The sequence below is a fragment of the Kiritimatiellia bacterium genome, from assembly GCA_018001225.1.
Taxonomy (GTDB): domain Bacteria; phylum Verrucomicrobiota; class Kiritimatiellia; order CAIQIC01; family JAGNIJ01; genus JAGNIJ01.
Genome location: JAGNIJ010000044.1, coordinates 1 through 18,506 on the forward strand (window position 1 = coordinate 1; position 18,506 = coordinate 18,506).

Genomic DNA, 18,506 nt, shown 5'->3' on the forward strand with positions numbered 1-18,506 from the left:
GCGCGTACATCCAGCGCGGCATCAGGTAGGGCACCAGGACGAGGGCCCACGCGCGGCTGTTCTCCAGTGGCGCCGCCGCCAGGATGGAGCGCAGGGCCGCCACCGCGCCGGGCGCCAGCAGGAAGAGGACCGACAACCCGCCGCACAGGCGGGCCTCGATCACAACCATCCCGTCGCCGAACAGTCGGCCCGTTTCCTCGGCCAGCCGGTTCAGCGCCAGCAGGCCGCCCATGGCCGTCACCACGATCGCCAGCATGTTGACCCCGTAGTAGGCCACGTGCGGCATGGCCCGCCACCAGTACACGAACGGCGACAGGTACACGAGGATCAACAGCGTCACCTGCGCGTGGCGGATCCTCCCGGCCCACCGCGGCGTCAGGTTCGGCGCGCGGTTCAACTGGAGGATCCCGGCGAACACGAGGATCAGGCCTAAGACAAAGGTCGGAATCCGCAGGCGGGGCGTGACGCGCAGGTCCAGCGCGCCGGAAAACATCAGCAGCGCCAGCGGGATGCCCCAGAAGATGCACGAGAATCCGCGGGCCATCCGCAACAGGATACCCGGCCCCGGGGACGCGCCGGAGCCGCCCGCCGCCGCGAGCGAGGAGCCTTCGGGAACGCCACTCATGGGCCGGGCCGGGAACCGGTCAAACTGCGGGGCCCTTGATCCCGCCCAGGTCTTCGACCACCTCGAAGCGGATCGGCGTCGCGTTCGCGATATTCTCCGACACCGGGCAGCGCTGCTCCACCGCACGGAGGAACGCCTGCTTCTGGTCCATCGAAAGATCCCCGTCGATCCGGGCCTTGACCGTGAATCCCTGGAAGCCCACCCGGTTCGGCGTCGGCCGGCCCAGCAGCCCGTCGACGTCGATGTCGCCCTCGACCACGAAATCCATCCAGCGGATATTCAGCTTCTGCTGGCGCGCAACGATCCGCCCGATGGCGCCCATGCATCCCGCCAGCGCGGCGACAAAATATTCCAGCGGCGTGGGGCCGGCATCCTGCCCCCCGCCGGTCGCGGGCTGGTCGATAATCATCCGGTGGTGCCGGGCCTGTAGGTCCATCCGCATGCTTTCGGTCTGGTGCGCGGTGACGGTGACTTTTTTCACGTTGGGCATGTCGGCCTCCTGTTTGAACGCCATGCCATAAACCACGCGCGGGGTTTTGTCAACGGAGCACGGGCGGGACGCCCGTGTCACTCTCAACGGTGGGCAAGGCCCAGGCGGAAGAAACGGGACGTGGAGTCCCATCCCGCGGAATACCGGTTGGTCCCGAAGGGGAAGTTCGTGGGCCCCGCGAATACCTGCGTCGAGGTCCAGGCCATGTGATTGGAAAAACACGGCCCCTCCGCCCGGTACACCGTCGTCGTCTTGCCGTACGGCGCGGGCCAGCTCATCGAAAGGCCCGTCGTCGAGGATTCCGCGAACCGGATACGGAACACCGAGCCGGTATCCCCCGGGTCCGTGCAGGCCCGCCATTCCTCCAGGTTGGTGGCGCCGTCCCCGTCCTCGTCGCCGCCGGCGGAGGCGTCGAGATCGCCGAACCGGAACTCCTCCCACGCGTCGGCCATACCGTCGCCGTCGGCGTCGGGGTCGGCGTAATCATTGACCCCGTCCCCGTCCGCGTCGCTCGGTGCGAGCTGAAAAAACTCGGACGAGCCCCACAGGTCGCCGTTGCCGTTGCCCGCCGGAACCTGGTAGCCCGACTGCAGCGCGCCGCCGTCGGCGGTGGAGTAGGGGGCCACGGCCAGGTACACGGCCTGCGTGAACCCCGAGCCCAGGACCGACGCCAGGTCGATCACGCCCTCGATCCGCCCGCCGTTCTCGAAATAGGCCGCGCAGCGGGCCACGCTCGTGTCCGTGATCGCCGAACCGCCCGCGTTGAACCAACTCGCGTACGTGCTGTCGTTCTCGTCCGCCAGATAAGCGCTCCACGGCGGCACGGTGCCCGCCTTGGCCCACGGCGCGGAGACCCACGCGTTGGGATTCGTGACCACGAAGATGAAATGGTCCTGGCCCTCGCCCGCATCCCACGTCGCCACGTAGAGATAGCGCCCGTCGAACTTGTAGTGCAGCGTCATGCCGCTGTTCTCCGCCGCGAGCGCGGCGTCGTAATCCAGCACGCCGTCCATCTGCGCGTTCCGCACGTCCGTCGGAAGCTGCGCCCCGGAGTTGGCCGACGACGGGTCCGTCTCGCCGCCGTCCAGCGTGCCGTTCCCGTCGAGGTCCTCCTGCCCGTCGAGCAACCCGTCGCCGTCCGAGTCGGCATCCACGGGATTGATGTCGCCGAGCGACCGTTCCGCCGCGTCCGGCAGGCCATCGCCGTCGTAGTCCGACGCTGTGGCCGGAAGCCGGAGTATGGTGAAGACGGGGTAGTGGTCGGACGGGTACATCGTGGCCGTCGCGCCGCTGGACCGGGTCGTGACAATCGTCGAGTCTGTCACCACCACCGTCTGCGTCGCCGCGAACCCGCCGCGATGCAGGATCCAGTCGATGTGCTGCGACGTGGACGGCGTCCCGCCCGCCCAGCCGTGGAACGTGCCCGACCCGGTCCACGTGCCGTGCACCTGGTACCAAGAATCCGTGAAGTCGCCCGTGATCCCGCCGAAAGAGTAGGAGCCCGTGAACAGCTTCCAGTCGTTGTCGTTGTGATTCGAGTTGAAGTCGCCCACGACGATCGCCAGCGGCGAAAGCGGCATCCGCGCGGCCCGCGAGAGGGCATCGTCGGTGATCAGGCTGGCGCTGGCCACCTGCGGGTCGTTGTTGAAATCGAAGTGCGTCGTGTAGAACAGGAACTCCTGTCCCGTCGCCCGCCAGCGGAACTTCCCCCAGAGCGCGATGCGGGGGAAGCTCAAGCCCATGTTCGTGAAATAGAGGTAGGGCTGGAAGTTCGTGCCCGCCGGGTTGTTCCAGTAGCCGCCGCCCGGGCTGGGCCCGAGGGAGAACACGCCGCGGTCGAGCAGCTCGACCGTGTTCGTGTTGTAGCCGATCGCCGCGTTCTCGTTGCCGCTCCCGCCGCTCGGCTTCTGCCGCTCGATCTCGTAGCCCGCGGGGAGGTTCGCGGCCAGGTAATCGAGTTGGGCGTCCTCGCCCTCCTGGAACCCGATCACGTCCGGCGCGCGGTTGGTGATCACGCGGCAAACGAACTGGCGCCGCTGGGGCAGGTGGTTGGTGCTATCCCACTGCTTCCAGGAATTCTGGTCGTCCACCGCCGACGCGTACCGCAGGTTGAACGTCATCACCCGGACCTCGCCGGCGCGCGCGGGCAGGCTCATGGCGGCCAGCATAAGACCGGCGGCAAGGGAAAGTCGACTCCTCATGGGGATCATCATACCGCGGCGAACCGTTTCAGGTTAATAGCGGATTCTGGACGCGGGGCCCGCGGTGAGATAGTATCCAAAACATGGCAATTTCGCGGAACACGGTGGATTTGCGGCGCTTCAACCGGAAAGCGACGCTTCCATTCCAACTGCGAGCGCAGGATTTCCAGATGGCCATGCAGGATGTTTACGATTTCTTTTACGATGTGAACGGCCACCTGTTGCGAAAAGGCCTGAAGCGATTGGACGATATGTTGCGACCGGCGATCATGTCGGGCGTTCTTTCCGATATGCTCACGGCCAGCCTGGCCAAACACTCCCGCGTGCTTTGCGAAAACCAGTACTTCAATGGGCATCCGGACCTGATTGTCCAGGGCGTCTATGCTGGAGATGCAGTGAAGGCCGGCCAAGACGGGGTTGAAATCAAAACCACGCGGAAGGCCGGCGGGGCGGTGGATACCCATGGCGCAAGAGAACAATGGATGTGCGTGTTTGTCTATGACGTGGATACGGAGACCGAACCGGCCAGGAACAGAAGGCCCATGACCTTTACCGAGGTGTATCTGGGCCATGTGACGGCGGATGATTTCCGAAAAAACCCTCGGGGTGAATTGGGCACCCGAACGGCTACCTTGCACAAGGATGGCATACAAAAACTCCGCGACAACTGGATCTACCGGGTCGAATGATCCGCGGGAGGTTGGAACCGCGCCAGTCTGGGTATCGCGTCGCGCGCCATCGCAAAGTAATGAGGGTCCTTTTCAACCCCCACGCTTTCATATCCAACCGCTTCCGCCGCCGCGAGGGTTGAGCCCGCGCCCGCAAAAGGATCCAATACGATTCCGTGGCCCATGGGTAGCACGGCGCGCACCAATTGGCGAAGAAAGGCCTGTGGTTTCAGGCTGGGATGCGGAGCCAAGTGTCGCTCTGCTCGGCGAGTGGGAGCCGAGGCGATGACGTCGCCAAAAGGACGGTCGTGACAGGGCCGTCGGAATCCGCCCGTCCCCCAGCGCCGTAAGTTATCTTGAACTCTTCCCACGATGGGCTTGCGATAGACCACCCAGGGTTCCCACATGGAACGAGGCATCACGCTGACATCCGGAAACTCGTGATGAGCCGCTTTGGGCCGATCCCCCCCGCGCATGGTCATGGTCAGACGAATGATTTCGCCGCGGCGTTCCAAGCCGGCGTCCGCCAGGGCGCCCGACACGATGTATGAAAGCAGGGGATTCGACGCCACCACAACATGGGCGCCCGGAACGAGCCGGGGCAAAAGAAGCCGTGCCCAGAAAAAGAAAAAGGCCCGCAACTCGGCCAGTTGTTCGGGTGTCAGCGTCGTAAAGCGCGGAAGGGGAGAACGAACATGGCCGTCGAACGACGGCGGTATTCGCCAGACACCGCCTCTCCCGCTGCGCAGTTTCGCCTGCTGTTCAGGTGTATACTCATGGAGCCCATAAGGAGGATCGGTGACCACCGCATGGAACCGGTTCTCCTCCTGTTGCTCCAGCCAGTCGAAACAATCCGCGTGAACCACCGTGGCTCGTCCCAGGCAGACGGGTTCCCGCCATTTCTGCGCCTCGGTGTCCTCTCCCTGAATTCTACCGACCTGGATGGCGTACAGGCCGCGGCTTTCGCGGATGAAATGCTGCGGTGTGTTCAGGCGCAGATAGGAACGCACGGAGGAAGCGGGTGCCGGTCCGATGACCTGGGAGACCCGTCGCTCTATCTCCTTGACCGAGAGCGGACGCGAGGTTAGAGACAACACTCGAAGAATGGCGTCCCGCACATGCCCGGGACGATATCGGGTTTGGCCCGTTTTCATGATGACATGGTAAGACGTCTGGACGTCTATTATCAAGAACAAAATGGGGCGCTATCTCGCCAGGCGGCTGCTGCAGATGATCCCGACCGTGCTCGGGGTGCTGTTGATCACCTTTGTTCTCTTCAACGTCGTCGGCGGCAGCCCGGCCTCGATGGTGCTCGGCGAGCACGTCTCGCCGGCGACGCTGGAGGACTTCGACGAGCAGCGCGGGTTCAACAAGCCGCTCCTCTTCGGCCGGTGGACGACAACCCGCGCATGGCCGGAGCCGGAGGAATCCGCCCCTCGCACGCTCGGGCCCGGCGAGCATATCCTGCCGCTGGCCTTTGGGCTGCGGCCGGACACGGGGTACCGCTTGGTTGTCGAGGCGCGCGCGGCAGGGGATTTTCCAAACATTGGAAAAACCACCGTCCAATTTTTCCAATGTTTGGAAAAAACGGGCGCTTTTTTTCCAATCATTGGAAAAAACGGCGCCGAATTTTCCAATGTTTGGAAAAAAACGGAATTTTTTTTCCAATCATTGGAAAACACCTCCACCACCGACCTGCGCCTCGCCGTCCAGGGCGCCCCGCTGGAGATCCGGTCGATCCAACTCCGGCGGCGGATGGCCGGCCCGTGGGATTCGCAGTTCTTCTATTTCCTTAAAAAGATCGCGCAGCTGGATTTTGGGACGTCGAGCAGCCTGAACCAGCCGGTGACGAGGCTGCTGGCGGAGGGGATCGGGCCGACGCTGGCGCTGACGATCCCGATTTTCACGCTGGAACTCGCGCTGGCCGTCAGCCTGGCCCTGGTCTGCGCGTTCTGGCGCGACCGGTGGCCGGACCGGCTCGCCGTGGTCGTCGCGGTCGGCCTGATGAGCGTGAATTACCTCGTGTGGATCGTCGCGGGGCAATACCTGCTGGGCCACCGGCTCGGATGGTTTCCGGTCTGGGGCTTCGAGTCGTGGCGCTACCTGCTGCTGCCGGTTTTCATCGGCGTGGTCAGCGGGCTGGGCAGCAGCCTGCGGTTCTACCGGACGGTCATGCTCGACGAGATGGGGAAGGGGTACGTCCGCACGGCGTTTGCGAAGGGCGTGTCGCGGCGCGGCGTGCTGTTCCGCCACGTCCTGCGCAACGCCCTGATCCCGGTGATCACGAACGTCGCCCTGACGATCCCGTACCTCTATACGGGCAGCCTGCTGCTGGAGAGCTTCTTCGGCATCCCCGGGCTGGGCTACCTGGGCGTCAACGCGGTGAACTCGGCCGACGTGGACGTCGTGCGCGCGATCGTGCTGATCGGGTCTGTTTTGTACGTGCTCGTGAACCTGCTGACCGACGTCGCGTATGCGTGGGTGGATCCGAGGGTGAGGCTGCAATGAGGAAGGGTTCAGGGTTCGGGGTTCAGGGTTCAGGGGGGAGAGGCCTCTGGGCGGAGGCGTGGGCGCGGCTGCGCGGGCGGCGGCTGACGCGGGCCTGCCTGTGGGTCGTGGCGGCGTACACGGTGATGGCGGTGTACGGCGAGGCGGTGTACCGCGCGCACCGGTGGATGGACCGGACGCCGTCCTACCAGCGCACGGATTTGTCGCAGGCGTACCGGCCGCCGTCGTGGCCGCACCCGATGGGGACGGACGGGCTGGGCCGCGACGTGCTGCAACGGCTCGTGCAGGGGACGCGCGTCGCGTTCCAGGTCGGCATCGTCACCTCGCTCATCGCGATCCCGATCGGCGTCGTCCTCGGCCTGCTGGCGGGGTACTTCGGCGGGCGGACGGACGATTTCATCGTGTGGCTCTACTCCACGTTCGCGTCGGTACCCGGGCTGCTGTTCATCCTGGCGATCGCGATGGTGGTGGGGCGGGGGCTGCTGGGCGTCTACCTGGGGATCGGCCTGACGACGTGGGTGGGGATCTGCCGGCTGATCCGCGGCGAGACGATCAAGCACCGGGGCCAGCCCTACGTCCTCGCGGCCAAGGCGCTGGGGCTGGGGAACGCGCGCATCCTGTTCCGGCACATCCTGCCGAACGTGTTCCACATCGTGATCGTGACGTTCACGCTGCGCTTCCCGCTTTCCATCGGCACGGAAGTCTTCATGAGTTTCCTCGGCATCGGCGTGCAGGGCGAGCCGTCGTGGGGCACGATGATCGGCAACGCGCGGCTGCGGCTCTGGCACGGGGCGTGGTGGGAGATGACCTTCGTCACGCTGGCGGTCTTCGGGCTCGTGCTGGCGTTCAACCTGCTCGGCGACGCCCTGCGCGACGCGCTGGACCCGCGGCTGCGGACCGCGGAGCGGTGACGCCGCTCCGGCGACAGAGCGCCGGAGCTACAAGGATTCAGGTAATCGAACTCGGGAATCCTGTAGTTCCGCCGCTCCGTCGGCGGAAAGGGCCAGTGGCCGAAATTCATTGGACATGGTCCGACCGGAGTTGTAGAAATCGGCTAATGCGTTAGTTCATGCCACTGGGGGGGGTAACATGAAAACGATCGCTGTCCTTCTTCTATCTGCATGCATGGTCCTTTCCGCCCAGGCCCAGATCCCGCAATTGATCAACTACCAGGGCCGGCTCGTGAACGGCACGAACCTGGTCAACGACACCGTGGGACTGTCGCTGCAACTGTATGATGATCCCGCGGCCGGGACGCTGCTCTACGAGGATTCCAACCAGGTGGCCATCGTGGACGGCCTGTATTCCGCGTACCTCGGCGACGACACGGTCAGCGGCACGCTGACGGGCGCGCTGGCGGCGGCGGAGGTCTGGATCCAGGTGCTCGTCAACGGCGCGCCGCTGACCCCGCGCGAGCACTTGGTATCCGTCGGCTACGCCCTCCAGGCCGCGGACGTGCCGGGCAACGTGTTCTGGCGGACGGACGGCAACGCCGGCACGACGGCGGGGACGCATTTTGTCGGGACGACGGATGAGCAACCCCTGCACCTGCGCGCCGACAACGCGACCGTGCTGCAATTGGACGGCGAGCCTAACCCGCCCAACCTGATCGGCGGCCACGCGTCGAATTACGCGGACCCCGGGGTCAACGGCGCCTTCATCGGCGGGGGCGGCGACTCGTCGGGGGGCAGCCCCAATCGAGTCAGCGATCATCACGGCGTGGTCGGAGGCGGGATTTATAATATTGCCGGAGACGGCGGAGGGACCGTATCCAACAGTCCCTATGCCACCGTGGCCGGGGGCGCCAACAACAGCGCCGCGGGTGAGCATTCGTTCATCGGCGGAGGAATCCTAAACCAGGTACTCGGCTCGTCCGCCGGCGCTGTCATAGCCGGTGGATACAACAACATCGCCCGGGGTACGAACTCGACCGTCGGCGGCGGCGGACTCAACGAAGCCCGCGGGCCGGGATCAACGATCGCGGGGGGAGAGAACAACTTTACGGCCAGCCGCTATGCGGCCATCGGCGGCGGCTTGCAGAACAATGCCGACGGGACCAATGCCGTGGTGCCGGGCGGCTACCTCAACAAGGCCAAAGGCGTCAATAGTTTCGCCGCGGGCCAGATGGCCGAGGCCCTTCACGGGGGCGCTTTCGTCTGGGCGGACAACTCCATCAGTGTCGCGTTTGCCTCCACGTCCTCCAACCAGTTCCTCATCCGCGCCGCCGGCGGGGTGGGCATCAACACGAACGGGCCGTTCACGGACGCCCTGACGGTGAACGGCGGCGTCTGGGCGCAGTCGGTCCAAGCTGGCACGTTCAGGGGCGCCGGGATGGACCTGGTGGCTTTGAACGGCACGAACCTGATCCCCGGCTCGGTCTCCAACGTATCCCTCGGCGCCGATTCGGTCACGGGCGACAAGATCGCCGGCGGCACGATCACGACCTCGGATGTCGCGGCCAACACCTTCTGGCAGACCACCGGCAACGGCGGGACGGCGGGCGGCCATTTCCTCGGCACCACGGATACGCAGCCCCTAAATCTGCGCGCCGGCAACCAGCGGGTGGCCCGGTACGAGGGCGACGGCGCGGGGCCCAACGTCATCGGCGGTCACGTGGCCAACACGGTGGACGTAGGTGTCGTTGGCGCGACGATCGCCGGCGGCGGTGATCCGGCGGCCTCTTTCCCGAACCGGGTCAGCGACAACTACGGGGTCGTGGGCGGCGGCCTGGGCAACCGGGCGGGCAACAGCGGGGGCACGGTGGCCGATGCGGCTTTTGCCACCGTGGCCGGCGGACTGAAGAACGTGGCCAACGCCCCGAACTCCACCATCGGCGGCGGCGAAATGAACGCCGTGGGGACCGCGGCCCAGGGCGGGGTGATCGGGGGTGGCACCAGCAACATCGTCGTCGCCGGATCGAGCACCGTCGGCGGCGGCCGGAGGAATGAGATCCGCGTGGACGCCTTCAACGCGACCATCGGCGGGGGAACGTTCAACCTGATCGAGACCAACGCCCAGCAGGCCACGATCGCCGGCGGCATGGTCAATGCCATCTGGCTTAACGCCTATTATGGCACCATCGGCGGCGGCGTGAGCAACCAAGTCTCGGGCATGGGCGCAACGATTGCCGGTGGCGGATTTTACTCGGGCGTCATCCTGGGCAACAAAGCCAACGGCATTGCGTCGTTCATCGGGGGCGGGGCGCGCAACCTGGCCGCGGGCGAATGGGCGGTCGTGGTCGGCGGGTCCAACAATGCGGCCCTGGGCCGGAACGGCGTTATTGGCGGCGGGAGCGGGAACACCATCGTGGCCGGCGATGGAGCGGTGATCGGGGGCGGGGGCCGGAATTCCATCACGGGAGAATGGTCCGTCGTCGCGGGCGGGGCGTCCAACACCGTGATCGCCGATTCTTCGTTCATAGGGGGGGGCAGCACCAACACGATTGGAACCAATGCGCATTGGAGTGTCATCGTGGGTGGGAATGTGAACACCATACTGGCGTATGCCGACCGCAGTGTCATCGTGGGCGGCACGGAAAACGTCGTGGGCGGCCTGTATTTTAACTTCATCGGGGGTGGCAGCGGGAACGAGGTGCGCGGCGATTACAGCGTCGTAGTCGGCGGCAATAATAACTATATCGCTAACGACGCAAACTACTCGTTTATCGGCGGGGGCTGGGGCAACAAGATGACCAATGCGTTGTATGCCCACGGGTCCGTCATCGGCGGCGGGTACTTCAACACCGTCAGCGGGCGCTGGTCGGTCGTCGCGGGCGGCTACAAGAACCTGATGGGCGGCGAGTGGGCCGTGATCGGCGGCGGAAGCAGCAACGTGGTCAACGGCGACTACGCCGTCGTCCCGGGTGGCAAGTTGAATGTCGCGTCGGCCCCGTACAGCTTCGCCGCCGGGTACCGGGCCAGCGCGGTCCACACCGGGGCGTTCGTGTGGGCGGATTCCGCGAGCAACCAGTTCAGTTCCGTCACCAACGACCAGTTCGCCATCCAGGCCAGCAACGGCGTCTGGATCGCCCAAGAACTGGGCGAGCAGCGCAGAGCCAAGTTCGGCGAGCGGTTCCAAGACAACGGTATTATCGCCTGGGCCAGAATCGCCGACGATGGAACCATTGAAGAAAGCTTCAATGTCACGAATTGTGTCAATACGGCCATCGGGGCCTACCAGGTGGATATCGGCGCCGTCGCGGAATCCGGTTTGACGTTAATCCCCATGGCCATTGTCGAAACGGATTCCCAGCCTTCTACCGCGGTGGCCGTGAGAATCGCCTCCGTCAATCAGCGCTTGGCGTATCGTTTTGATGTCTGGATTAACAACGGCAACTTCGATCCCTCGAACAATGACTTCCTGCTCATCGTGACCGGGCGCTGACCTTTCGCCGGCTTGACGCCCGCCGGGCGGACGGCTAGACTGCCGCCCGAACTTTGGAAGGAGAAACCGCGGGTGTCGACGACGATAGACAGGCTGTTGCTCATCCAGGAACGTGACCGCGCCATCGCCCGCCTCGTGCGGGAAACCCAGGACATCCCCGCCCGCAAGAAGCTGATCGAGGACCGCCTCAAGGCCCACCAGGACGTGTTGCACACCGCGCAGGAGGACCTGAAGAAGGCCCAGTCGGGAATCAAGCAGGTCGAGATCGAGGTCGACAGCCGCCGCCAGAAGATCCAGCGCTTCCGCGAGCAGCAGATCCAGATCAAGAAGAACGAGGAATTCCGCGCCCTGGAGCGCGAGATCGCCGTGGTCCAGAAGGAAATCCGCGCCGAGGAGGACAAGGAACTCGAGTTCATGGAGCAGGTCGAGAAGGCCCGCGCCGTGATCGCCGAGCGCGAGGCGGATTTGAAGAAAGAGGATGCCCGGGTCCGGGAGGACCAGAAGGTGTTCGACCGGCGGCTGGACGAACTGCAGGCCGAAATCGCCAAGCTGCAGGCCGACCGGAAGACTCTGGCCGAAGACGTGGATACCGACTGGCTGGTCCGTTACGAGCGAATCCTGGCCAAGACCGGCGACTATGCCCTCGTTCCGGTCGAGCATGGCGCCTGCGGCGGCTGCCACATGAACCTGCCGCCGCACCTGGTCCACGACGCCCGCAAGGGCCTGGCCGCCGTGCAGTGCAGCTACTGCAGCCGGATGCTGTACTGGAAGCCCTGAAGCGGGCCGGGGGCGGCCCGCCTCCATGTTTGGAGGCGCCGCGCCCTCGCGGCGCAAGATTTCTCCTTCGATTCCCGCGTCCCATGATGTATCTTCTCACTGGAGCCGGGGCGGACGGTCGCTGCGGCCCTGCCGCGAGGCGGGGCCGGGGAGGAAAGTCCGGACTCCGCAGGGCGGGATGTCCCCTGGAAACGGGGGAGGCCCTTCGCGATATCGAAGGGTACGGAAAGCGCCACAGAAAAGATACCGCCCTGAAGTGGTGCGATGCACCTACTTCAGGGTAAGGGTGAAATGGCGGTGTAAGAGACCACCGCCCCGGTGGAGACGCCGGGGGCAGGGCAAGCCCCATCCGGAGCAAGATCGCATAGGGAGCGAGAGGCGGCCCGCCTCGTTCGTCCCGGGCAACCGGGGCGGTAAGCTCCGGGTTGATCGCGCAGATAAATGACCGTACACCCCGCCGGCGACGGCGGGGGGACAGAATCCGGCTTACAGCCCCGGCTCCATGGTTACCAGCCTGTAGCGGCGTTTCTATGAAACGCCCGGGAATGGTTATCGCTATGGCGGCTCATAGAGCCGCCGCGCAGGACTGATTCATGAGGCCGGTGAACCCTTGAGCCATGAAAGGGATGTGCCTTTTCGAGAAGCCTCGCCTCGCGAAGCGGTTGGGCCCCGAATCCACGGAGCCAGCCTGCCCGCGACCGGGGGCGGTCGCGCGCTACGCCGAGCCCCGCATCCTCGATGTCCGTGTAGCGCGGCCTCGCCCTCGAGGCCGGCGCAGACCCGGGGGTGTGCGAGCCTTGTTCTTCCATGGCCGCAACAGGTTGCGACCCCTTATGAATCAGTCCTGGCCGCCGCTATAGCATCCTGCATTTTTATCGCCTGCGGGCTCCGGACAAATTAAAGTGGCCTGCGCATGATGAAAGGAACCACTATCCTTCGCGGGCTGGCGCTGCTCGTGACCGTCCTGGCGGTGGCGGGTTTTGCCTTCCTGTACCGGCGGCTGCCCGCGGTGCCTCCGCCGGAGCCGGTGCCGGAAACCGCGCTGGACTGGCCCGCCGCCGCACTGCCCGCCGCGGAGGACTGGGCGGTCTTCCAGCCGGCCGCCGGCCCCGCGCCCGCGGACATGAGCCCGCTGGCACGGCGCTTCCGGCTCGCCGGGACGTTCTTCTCGATCAACGACGAGGAATTGTCGCAGCCCTCGGCCCGCCTGGCCATCCTGGACGACGTGGAGAAGAAACAGCAGTTCGTCGTGCGGGAGCAGGAGACCTTCGAAGACATCCAGGTGGTCCGGATCCTGCGTGATCATGTCGTGCTGGCCGCCCGCGGGCAGCAGGAGGAGCTCTGGTTGAGCTTCCATGGCGGGAGAGGAGAAGCGCCGGGGCGGCCGGCGAGCGAGCCCGTAAGCGAGGAACCGACATTGGAGCAAAATCGCTTCGGGCGCCGGGTCGGCGAGTCGCGCTGGGTGTTGAGCCGGCAGGCGCTCCTAGACTACTACCAGGAACTGGCCAACGACCCGGAGCGCATCGCGGCCCTCTACATGACGATGAAGCCCGACTACCAGCAGAACAAGATCGCGGGCTACGTCGTGGACATCGAGGGCGAAGAGGAGTTCCTCGACGCGGTCGGCCTGAAGCAGAGCGACTTCATCCGCAAGGTCAACTCGATGAACATGACCAGCCAGCGCCGCGCGGAGTACTTCATCAGCGAGTTCCTCCAGGAGCGCGTCAGCGCCGTCGTGCTCGACATCGAGCGCGAGGGCCAGGCGCAGAAGCTGATCTACCTCATCCGCTGACCCCGGCGCTTTTTCCTCCGCTCGGGCGCGGCCGGCCCGGCCAATTCCAGGCCCACCATCCGCCGGCGGACATCCACGCGGGCCAGCCGCACCCGCACTATCTGTCCGACGCGCCACGCCTGGCGCCGCCGCCGGCCGGTCACCTTCAGCCGGTCCCGGTCGGTCACGTAGTGATCGTCCGGCAGCGCGGAGAAAGGAAGGCTGCCGCGCTGGAGGGTGTCCGGGAGTTCGACGGCCAGGCCGCGGGTGTGCAGGCCGACGATCACGCCGTCGAACGGCCCCGTTTCGCCGCGGGCGAGGAGGTCATGGTAGTAATCCAGCCTCTTGCGCGCCACGCTTTCGGACTCGGCCTCGTCGGCCTGCTGCTCGGCCTGCGAACAGTGCAGGGCCAGGCGGGAGGTTGCCTCGGCGGAGTAGGGGGGCGGCGTCCGCGCTTCGAGTGCCTTGAGCACGCGGTGCACGACCAGGTCCGGGTAGCGCCGGATCGGGGACGTGAAATGGGTGTAGCACCCGAAGCCCAGTCCGAAGTGGAGCGCGGGGGCCGGCGCGTAGACGGCGCGCTTGAGGTTGCGCAGAATGGCCAGCTGCGCGGCATAGGACATCGGGGACGCGGCGGCCAGGCGGGCCAGCCGGCCGAGCGTCTCGCGACGCGGCGGAGGCGAGGCCAGCCCGAGCGCGCGCAACTCGACCTGCATGCGCTCCCACTGCGCGGCGTCGGGCTCGTCGTGGATGCGGTAGAGCGATGGCGCGCCCTGGCGCGCGATCCGGGCGGCCACGGCCTGGTTCGCGGCCAGCATGAATTCCTCGATCAACTGGTAGGCCTCGCTCGCGCCGCGACGGCGGATGGCCGCGACCCGGCCGTCCTCGCCCAGGACACACCGGATCTCCGGGACGGCCAGGTCCAGGCTGCCCGCTTCCATCCGCCGCCGGCGCAACAACCCCGCCAGCTCGCGCATCTCGCGCAGGGAATCCCGGACGGCCGGCGGCATGGAGTCGTCGGGCTGCCCGTCGAAAAAGGCCTGCACCCGGTCGTAGTCCAGGCGCGCGGCGGAGAGGATCACGGAAGGGCCCGTCGAGAAATCCAGCACCAGGCCGTGGCGGTCGAACAGCAGGAAGACCGAGTGCGTCAGGCGCGGCGCGCCCGGCCGCAGGCTGCAGACGTCCGTGGTCAGGCGGGGCGGCAGCATGGGGATCACCCGGTCGGCGAGATAGACGCTGGTGCCGCGCCGCCGGGCCTCGACGTCCACCGGGGAATCCGGCTCCACGTAGTGGGACACGTCGGCGATGTGCACGCCGAGCCGCCACGCGCCCGAGGCGTCCCGCGAGAGGGAGACGGCGTCGTCAAAGTCCTTCGCGTCCTCCGGGTCGATGGTGAATACGGTCTGCCCGCGCAGGTCCTGCCGCCCGCGGAGCAGGGCGGGGGAGGGCTCGGTCTCCTGGGCGGCGGCCTGCCGCACGGCGTCGGCCGGGAATTCGGACCGCAGGTCGAACGACCGCATCACGGAAAGCATGTCGGCGCCCGGCGCGTCCGCGGCCCCGAGGTCCTCGACCACGGTGCCGGTCAGGGCCTCGTGTTCGCGCTCCCTCGGCTCCAGTTGCAGGACCACGGCATGATCTTCCGCCGGTTCCTTCACGGCCGGCGCGAAACCGCGGACCCGGATATTGTCGCGGATGCGCGGGTTGTCCGGGATCGCGTACCAGTAATAGGCCGTCCGCCGCAGGCGGCCGACCAGCCGCTCCTGGCGCCGGTCCAGGACCCGCACGACGCGGCCGCGGGGCCGCTCGGATTCCGGTTCCTCCACGGCCACGAGCACGAGATCGCCGTCCAAGGCCGGGCCCAGGGCGTCCGCGGGGACATAGATGTCGGGGTGGCCGGGCTCGGCCGGCGTGACGAAGCCGAATCCATCCGGGTGCGCGCGCAGCCGGCCGGAAAGGGCAGGGGCCCCGCGCGGGGCCGCCCAGCGGTTCTTCCGGAGCCGGACGAGTTCGCCTTCGCGTTCCATGAGCTTCAGCATCCGGCGGAGACGGGGTCCGGGCAGCTTCAAGGCCTTCGCCAGTTCGTGCTGTCGAAGGGGCCGATAATCGTGACGCCGCACGAAATCGAGTATCGGTTTTCGTTCGGATGGTGTAAATTCATCCATCAGAATAGAGTATATCGGGTTTGCGGCGGCAGGCCAGCGGAAGCGGGAAGCCCCGGGGAGAACCAACATCATGCGCGTCCTATATGCGGCCAGCGAGATCATGCCGTTCGGGTCCACGGGAGGCCTGGCGGACGTTGGGGCCGGGCTGCCGAAGGCCCTGATGATGCGCCACAGCGATATCGCCCGGATCATGCCGCTGTACCGCCGTGTCGCCGAGGGCGGGTACTCGCTGAAAGACACCGGGCTGCGCCTGGACATCCCCGTGGGGTTCCAGATGCACCAGGCCGAAGTCTGGTACTCCGAGGATCCGCCGCCCCGGACCTACTTCATCCGGCGGGACGAGTACTTTGACCGGTCCCAGCTGTACAGCCTGCCCGAGCGCGACTACGACGACAACTTCGAGCGGTTCGTCTTTTTCCAGAAGGCCATCGTGAGCCTGATCGATACGCTCCAGTGGCATCCGGACATTGTGCACTGCAGCGACTGGCAGACCGGCCTGGTGCCGCTGTTCCTGAAATACGGAATCCAGGGCGCCGGCCGGAAGCAGGTCGAGCGCACGGTCTTCACGATTCACAACCTGGCCTACCAGGGCTTGTTTCCGGGGTCGCAGTATTCGCAGACCAACCTGCCGTTCTTCTGCTTCAACATGGATTGCGCGGAATTTTACGGCAACATCAACTGCATCAAGGCCGGCATCACGTCCTCCAACCTGGTGACCACGGTCAGCCGTACCTACGCACAGGAGATCCGGACCGAGGAGTACGGCTGTGGCCTGCACGGCATCCTGGCGCAGATGGGCGAACGGCTGGTCGGCGTATTCAACGGCGTGGACTACTCCCTGTGGAACCCCCAGACCGACCCGCATCTCGTCCAGACCTATGGGCCCGACAGCCTCGCGGGCAAGAGGGCCTGCAAAGAGGAACTGCTGCGCTTGATGGGCCTTACGATTTCGCCGGACGCGCCGCTGCTGGGCATGGTCACGCGCCTGGTGGACCAGAAAGGCCTTGACATCCTGGCCGAGGCGATGCCGGACCTCATGAGCGCGGATGTGGGCTTCGTTTTGCTCGGGGCGGGCCAGGACAAGTATCAGAAGCTGTGCCTGGAGTGGGTGTCCAGGTGGCCCGGCCGTTTTGCGGCCCGACTGGGGTATGACAACCCCTTGTCGCACAAGATCGAGGCCGGCGCGGATATCTACATGATGCCGTCCCGGTTTGAGCCGTGCGGGCTGAACCAACTCTATAGCCTTAAGTACGGAACCGTTCCCGTGGTTCACGCCACGGGGGGGCTGGATGACACGATCCAGAATATCGACGCGGACGGACGGGAAGGCACAGGCTTCAAGTTCAGAACCTATACGGCCCAGGGATTGAACCATGCCGCGCAACGGGCGCTGGCGTTATTTAAGCACAAGGAAGTCTGGGACACGCTGATTCGGAGGGCCATGGTCCAGGATTTCTCTTGGGATCGGGCGGCCGAAGACTACATCAAGATTTACCAGCAGGCCATGACCTGATCCGGCGTCCCGGCCGCCGGGGTCCATTTCCCGCTACGTCTCCGAAGGTCGAATTCTTCATTATCTGCACCATCTATTGTGGCTCCCGCAATCAATTATTAGACATAAGATATATTATGCGACATAACAAATCGAGCCCGATAAACGGCCGCGAAAGGCGCGATTAGTTGCATTCGGCGACGCGGCAGCTCCGCCCTCCACTAAATATAGGCAGGCGCCGCTATGGTGGGTCGAGCTCCCGCAAGACCGGTTTCATTACCGACCGGAGTTCCTGCGGGCGGGTTGGCAAAGGTCGTGGTGCTCGCGCTCTAACGCGTGCGACCCCAGCGTTTGGAGAACGGCCAGTAGACCATGAAGGCCGGGCCGACCAGATCTTCTTTGTGAACGGGCCCGAAGTACCGGCCGTCATAACTGTGCTCGGTATTGTCGCCCAGCATAAGATACTCGCCCTCCCCCAGGGTTCGCGTCTCCCCCGCGGATCCCAGGTAGACCGGCACGGCCGCCTGTTCACGGGCCAGCGTATACCCTACATAGCCCTTGTCCCGGTCGTTCAGCAGCCGGAAAAAGGGGTACGGCTCGGTGATCTTCTGCCCGTTGACCAGAAGATGCGGCGGCTCGATGCCCACCGTTTCGGCCGGCAGCCCGGCCATGCGCTTGATGTAAAACGAGTTCGGCCGGATGTTGGGATAGCGGATCCCGTCGGTGCTGAACACCGTGATATCGCCCCGGCGCGGCCGTGAGAAATTGTACCGGATCTTGTTCACGAAAATATGGTCGCCCAGCCTGACCCGGCCGGACGCCAGCACCTGCCCCTTGGCCACAAGTTCGCCGGGCTTAAACGCCAGCGTCAGGCCCTTGCGCACCGGGTGCGGTACGTTTTGGATATAAAACACCAGGTGCTCTTCCTCGTTGGCGAACTCGTTGCCGACCTGGCCGGATACCTTCGCCCGGACCTCCGTGTACCGTTCGCCGAACAGCGCCAGCGGAACCAGGTTGAGCGGGAAACGGTCGTACCAATTCGGCGCAAACTGCTGGGACACGGTGATGCCGTAGAGCGTCGGCTGCATCGAGCCGGTCGGGATCTTGAACGGCTGTATGAAATAGGTCCGGAATCCCATGGCCACGGCGAGCGCCACCGTAATGATCTCCACGTATTCCGTCACCTTGGCGAAGCGCCGCGGCGGGTTCAGGCGCAGGATGTACTCGGATAACGTCTCCGCCGCTTCCTCCACGGCCTCCGGCTCGCGGCGCTTCCAGGCCTGCTTCAGATCCTCGGTCCGCCGGCGGAGTTCCTCGATCTGCCCCGACTCCAGGAGGTCGCCCCGGACGTGGATGACGTGCCGGGACTCCTGCACCAGGTGGTGCACCCACTGACGGTACCGCCGGTATTGAAAAAGGTTCATGGTCC

The 18,506-nt window shown here is 65.6% G+C and carries 13 protein-coding genes and 1 other RNA gene; 8 read left to right on the forward strand and 6 right to left on the reverse strand.

What is annotated here, in order from left to right; translation table 11 throughout:
- From KA248_13185 to KA248_13195, 3 genes are all read right to left on the reverse strand, one after another.
- The coding region (locus KA248_13185) for a hypothetical protein (protein MBP7830859.1) at nt 1–625 on the reverse strand (625 nt) is incomplete at its 3' end.
- A gap of 19 nt (nt 626–644) precedes the next feature.
- Nucleotides 645–1,115, reverse strand: coding sequence for an OsmC family protein (locus KA248_13190; GenBank protein MBP7830860.1), 471 nt, complete (start codon nt 1,113–1,115; stop codon nt 645–647).
- 83 nt (nt 1,116–1,198) lie between these two features.
- Nucleotides 1,199–3,316 (reverse strand): hypothetical protein, encoded by a 2,118-nt coding sequence (locus tag KA248_13195; GenBank protein MBP7830861.1) that lies wholly within the window; start codon nt 3,314–3,316, stop codon nt 1,199–1,201.
- 83 nt (nt 3,317–3,399) lie between these two features.
- On the opposite strand from KA248_13195, the gene KA248_13200 reads away from it, so the two are divergent.
- Nucleotides 3,400–4,005, forward strand: a complete 606-nt coding sequence (locus tag KA248_13200) for a hypothetical protein (GenBank protein MBP7830862.1) — start codon at nt 3,400–3,402, stop codon at nt 4,003–4,005.
- Here the strand turns inward: KA248_13200 and KA248_13205 are convergent.
- Nucleotides 3,990–5,138, reverse strand: a complete 1,149-nt coding sequence (locus tag KA248_13205) for a site-specific DNA-methyltransferase (protein ID MBP7830863.1) — start codon at nt 5,136–5,138, stop codon at nt 3,990–3,992. The genes KA248_13200 and KA248_13205 overlap by 16 nt on opposite strands.
- A 43-nt stretch (nt 5,139–5,181) precedes the next feature.
- Here KA248_13205 and KA248_13210 point away from each other — a divergent pair, with 43 nt between their 5' ends.
- The 6 genes from KA248_13210 to KA248_13235 all read left to right on the forward strand — a co-directional run bounded on the left by KA248_13210 (nt 5,182) and on the right by KA248_13235 (nt 13,444).
- Entirely contained in the window at nt 5,182–6,492 is a 1,311-nt protein-coding gene (locus KA248_13210) for an ABC transporter permease (GenBank protein MBP7830864.1), read from the forward strand.
- On the forward strand, nt 6,489–7,403 hold the full coding sequence (locus KA248_13215) for an ABC transporter permease (GenBank protein MBP7830865.1): 915 nt from the start codon (nt 6,489–6,491) through the stop codon (nt 7,401–7,403). Before KA248_13210 ends, KA248_13215 begins: the two co-directional genes overlap by 4 nt.
- 178 nt (nt 7,404–7,581) lie before the next feature.
- A complete protein-coding gene (locus KA248_13220) occupies nt 7,582–10,875 on the forward strand; it encodes a hypothetical protein (GenBank protein ID MBP7830866.1) in 3,294 nt (1,097 codons plus the stop codon).
- Between the two features lie 72 nt (nt 10,876–10,947).
- Nucleotides 10,948–11,652 (forward strand): hypothetical protein, encoded by a 705-nt coding sequence (locus KA248_13225; GenBank protein ID MBP7830867.1) that lies wholly within the window; start codon nt 10,948–10,950, stop codon nt 11,650–11,652.
- A 102-nt stretch (nt 11,653–11,754) separates the two neighbouring features.
- Nucleotides 11,755–12,157: RNase P RNA component class A (gene rnpB, locus KA248_13230), an RNA gene on the forward strand.
- A 408-nt stretch (nt 12,158–12,565) separates the two neighbouring features.
- On the forward strand, nt 12,566–13,444 hold the full coding sequence (locus KA248_13235) for a hypothetical protein (GenBank protein ID MBP7830868.1): 879 nt from the start codon (nt 12,566–12,568) through the stop codon (nt 13,442–13,444).
- Here the strand turns inward: KA248_13235 and KA248_13240 are convergent.
- Complete coding sequence (locus KA248_13240) at nt 13,429–15,447, reverse strand: VacB/RNase II family 3'-5' exoribonuclease (GenBank protein ID MBP7830869.1); 2,019 nt, start codon at nt 15,445–15,447, stop codon at nt 13,429–13,431. The genes KA248_13235 and KA248_13240 overlap by 16 nt on opposite strands.
- Nucleotides 15,448–15,655: 208 nt before the next feature.
- On the opposite strand from KA248_13240, the gene glgA reads away from it, so the two are divergent.
- On the forward strand, nt 15,656–17,098 hold the full coding sequence (gene glgA / locus KA248_13245; protein MBP7830870.1) for a glycogen synthase GlgA: 1,443 nt from the start codon (nt 15,656–15,658) through the stop codon (nt 17,096–17,098).
- Between the two features lie 308 nt (nt 17,099–17,406).
- On the opposite strand, the gene lepB is transcribed toward glgA, so the two are convergent.
- Nucleotides 17,407–18,501, reverse strand: a complete 1,095-nt coding sequence (gene lepB, locus KA248_13250; GenBank protein ID MBP7830871.1) for a signal peptidase I — start codon at nt 18,499–18,501, stop codon at nt 17,407–17,409.
- Between the last annotated feature and the right edge of the window lie 5 nt (nt 18,502–18,506).

What these genes read in the sequence shown, in the direction of transcription:
- KA248_13190 (MBP7830860.1), bottom strand. Translation starts at nt 1,115, where the DNA reads ATGCCCAACGTGAAAAAAGTCACCGTCACCGCGCACCAGACCGAAAGC.
- KA248_13195 (MBP7830861.1), bottom strand. Translation starts at nt 3,316, where the DNA reads ATGAGGAGTCGACTTTCCCTTGCCGCCGGTCTTATGCTGGCCGCCATG.
- KA248_13200 (MBP7830862.1), top strand. Translation starts at nt 3,400, where the DNA reads ATGGCAATTTCGCGGAACACGGTGGATTTGCGGCGCTTCAACCGGAAA.
- KA248_13205 (MBP7830863.1), bottom strand. Translation starts at nt 5,138, where the DNA reads ATGAAAACGGGCCAAACCCGATATCGTCCCGGGCATGTGCGGGACGCC.
- KA248_13210 (MBP7830864.1), top strand. Translation starts at nt 5,182, where the DNA reads ATGGGGCGCTATCTCGCCAGGCGGCTGCTGCAGATGATCCCGACCGTG.
- KA248_13215 (MBP7830865.1), top strand. Translation starts at nt 6,489, where the DNA reads ATGAGGAAGGGTTCAGGGTTCGGGGTTCAGGGTTCAGGGGGGAGAGGC.
- KA248_13220 (MBP7830866.1), top strand. Translation starts at nt 7,582, where the DNA reads ATGAAAACGATCGCTGTCCTTCTTCTATCTGCATGCATGGTCCTTTCC.
- KA248_13235 (MBP7830868.1), top strand. Translation starts at nt 12,566, where the DNA reads ATGATGAAAGGAACCACTATCCTTCGCGGGCTGGCGCTGCTCGTGACC.
- KA248_13240 (MBP7830869.1), bottom strand. Translation starts at nt 15,447, where the DNA reads ATGGAACGCGAAGGCGAACTCGTCCGGCTCCGGAAGAACCGCTGGGCG.
- glgA (MBP7830870.1), top strand. Translation starts at nt 15,656, where the DNA reads ATGCGCGTCCTATATGCGGCCAGCGAGATCATGCCGTTCGGGTCCACG.
- lepB (MBP7830871.1), bottom strand. Translation starts at nt 18,501, where the DNA reads ATGAACCTTTTTCAATACCGGCGGTACCGTCAGTGGGTGCACCACCTG.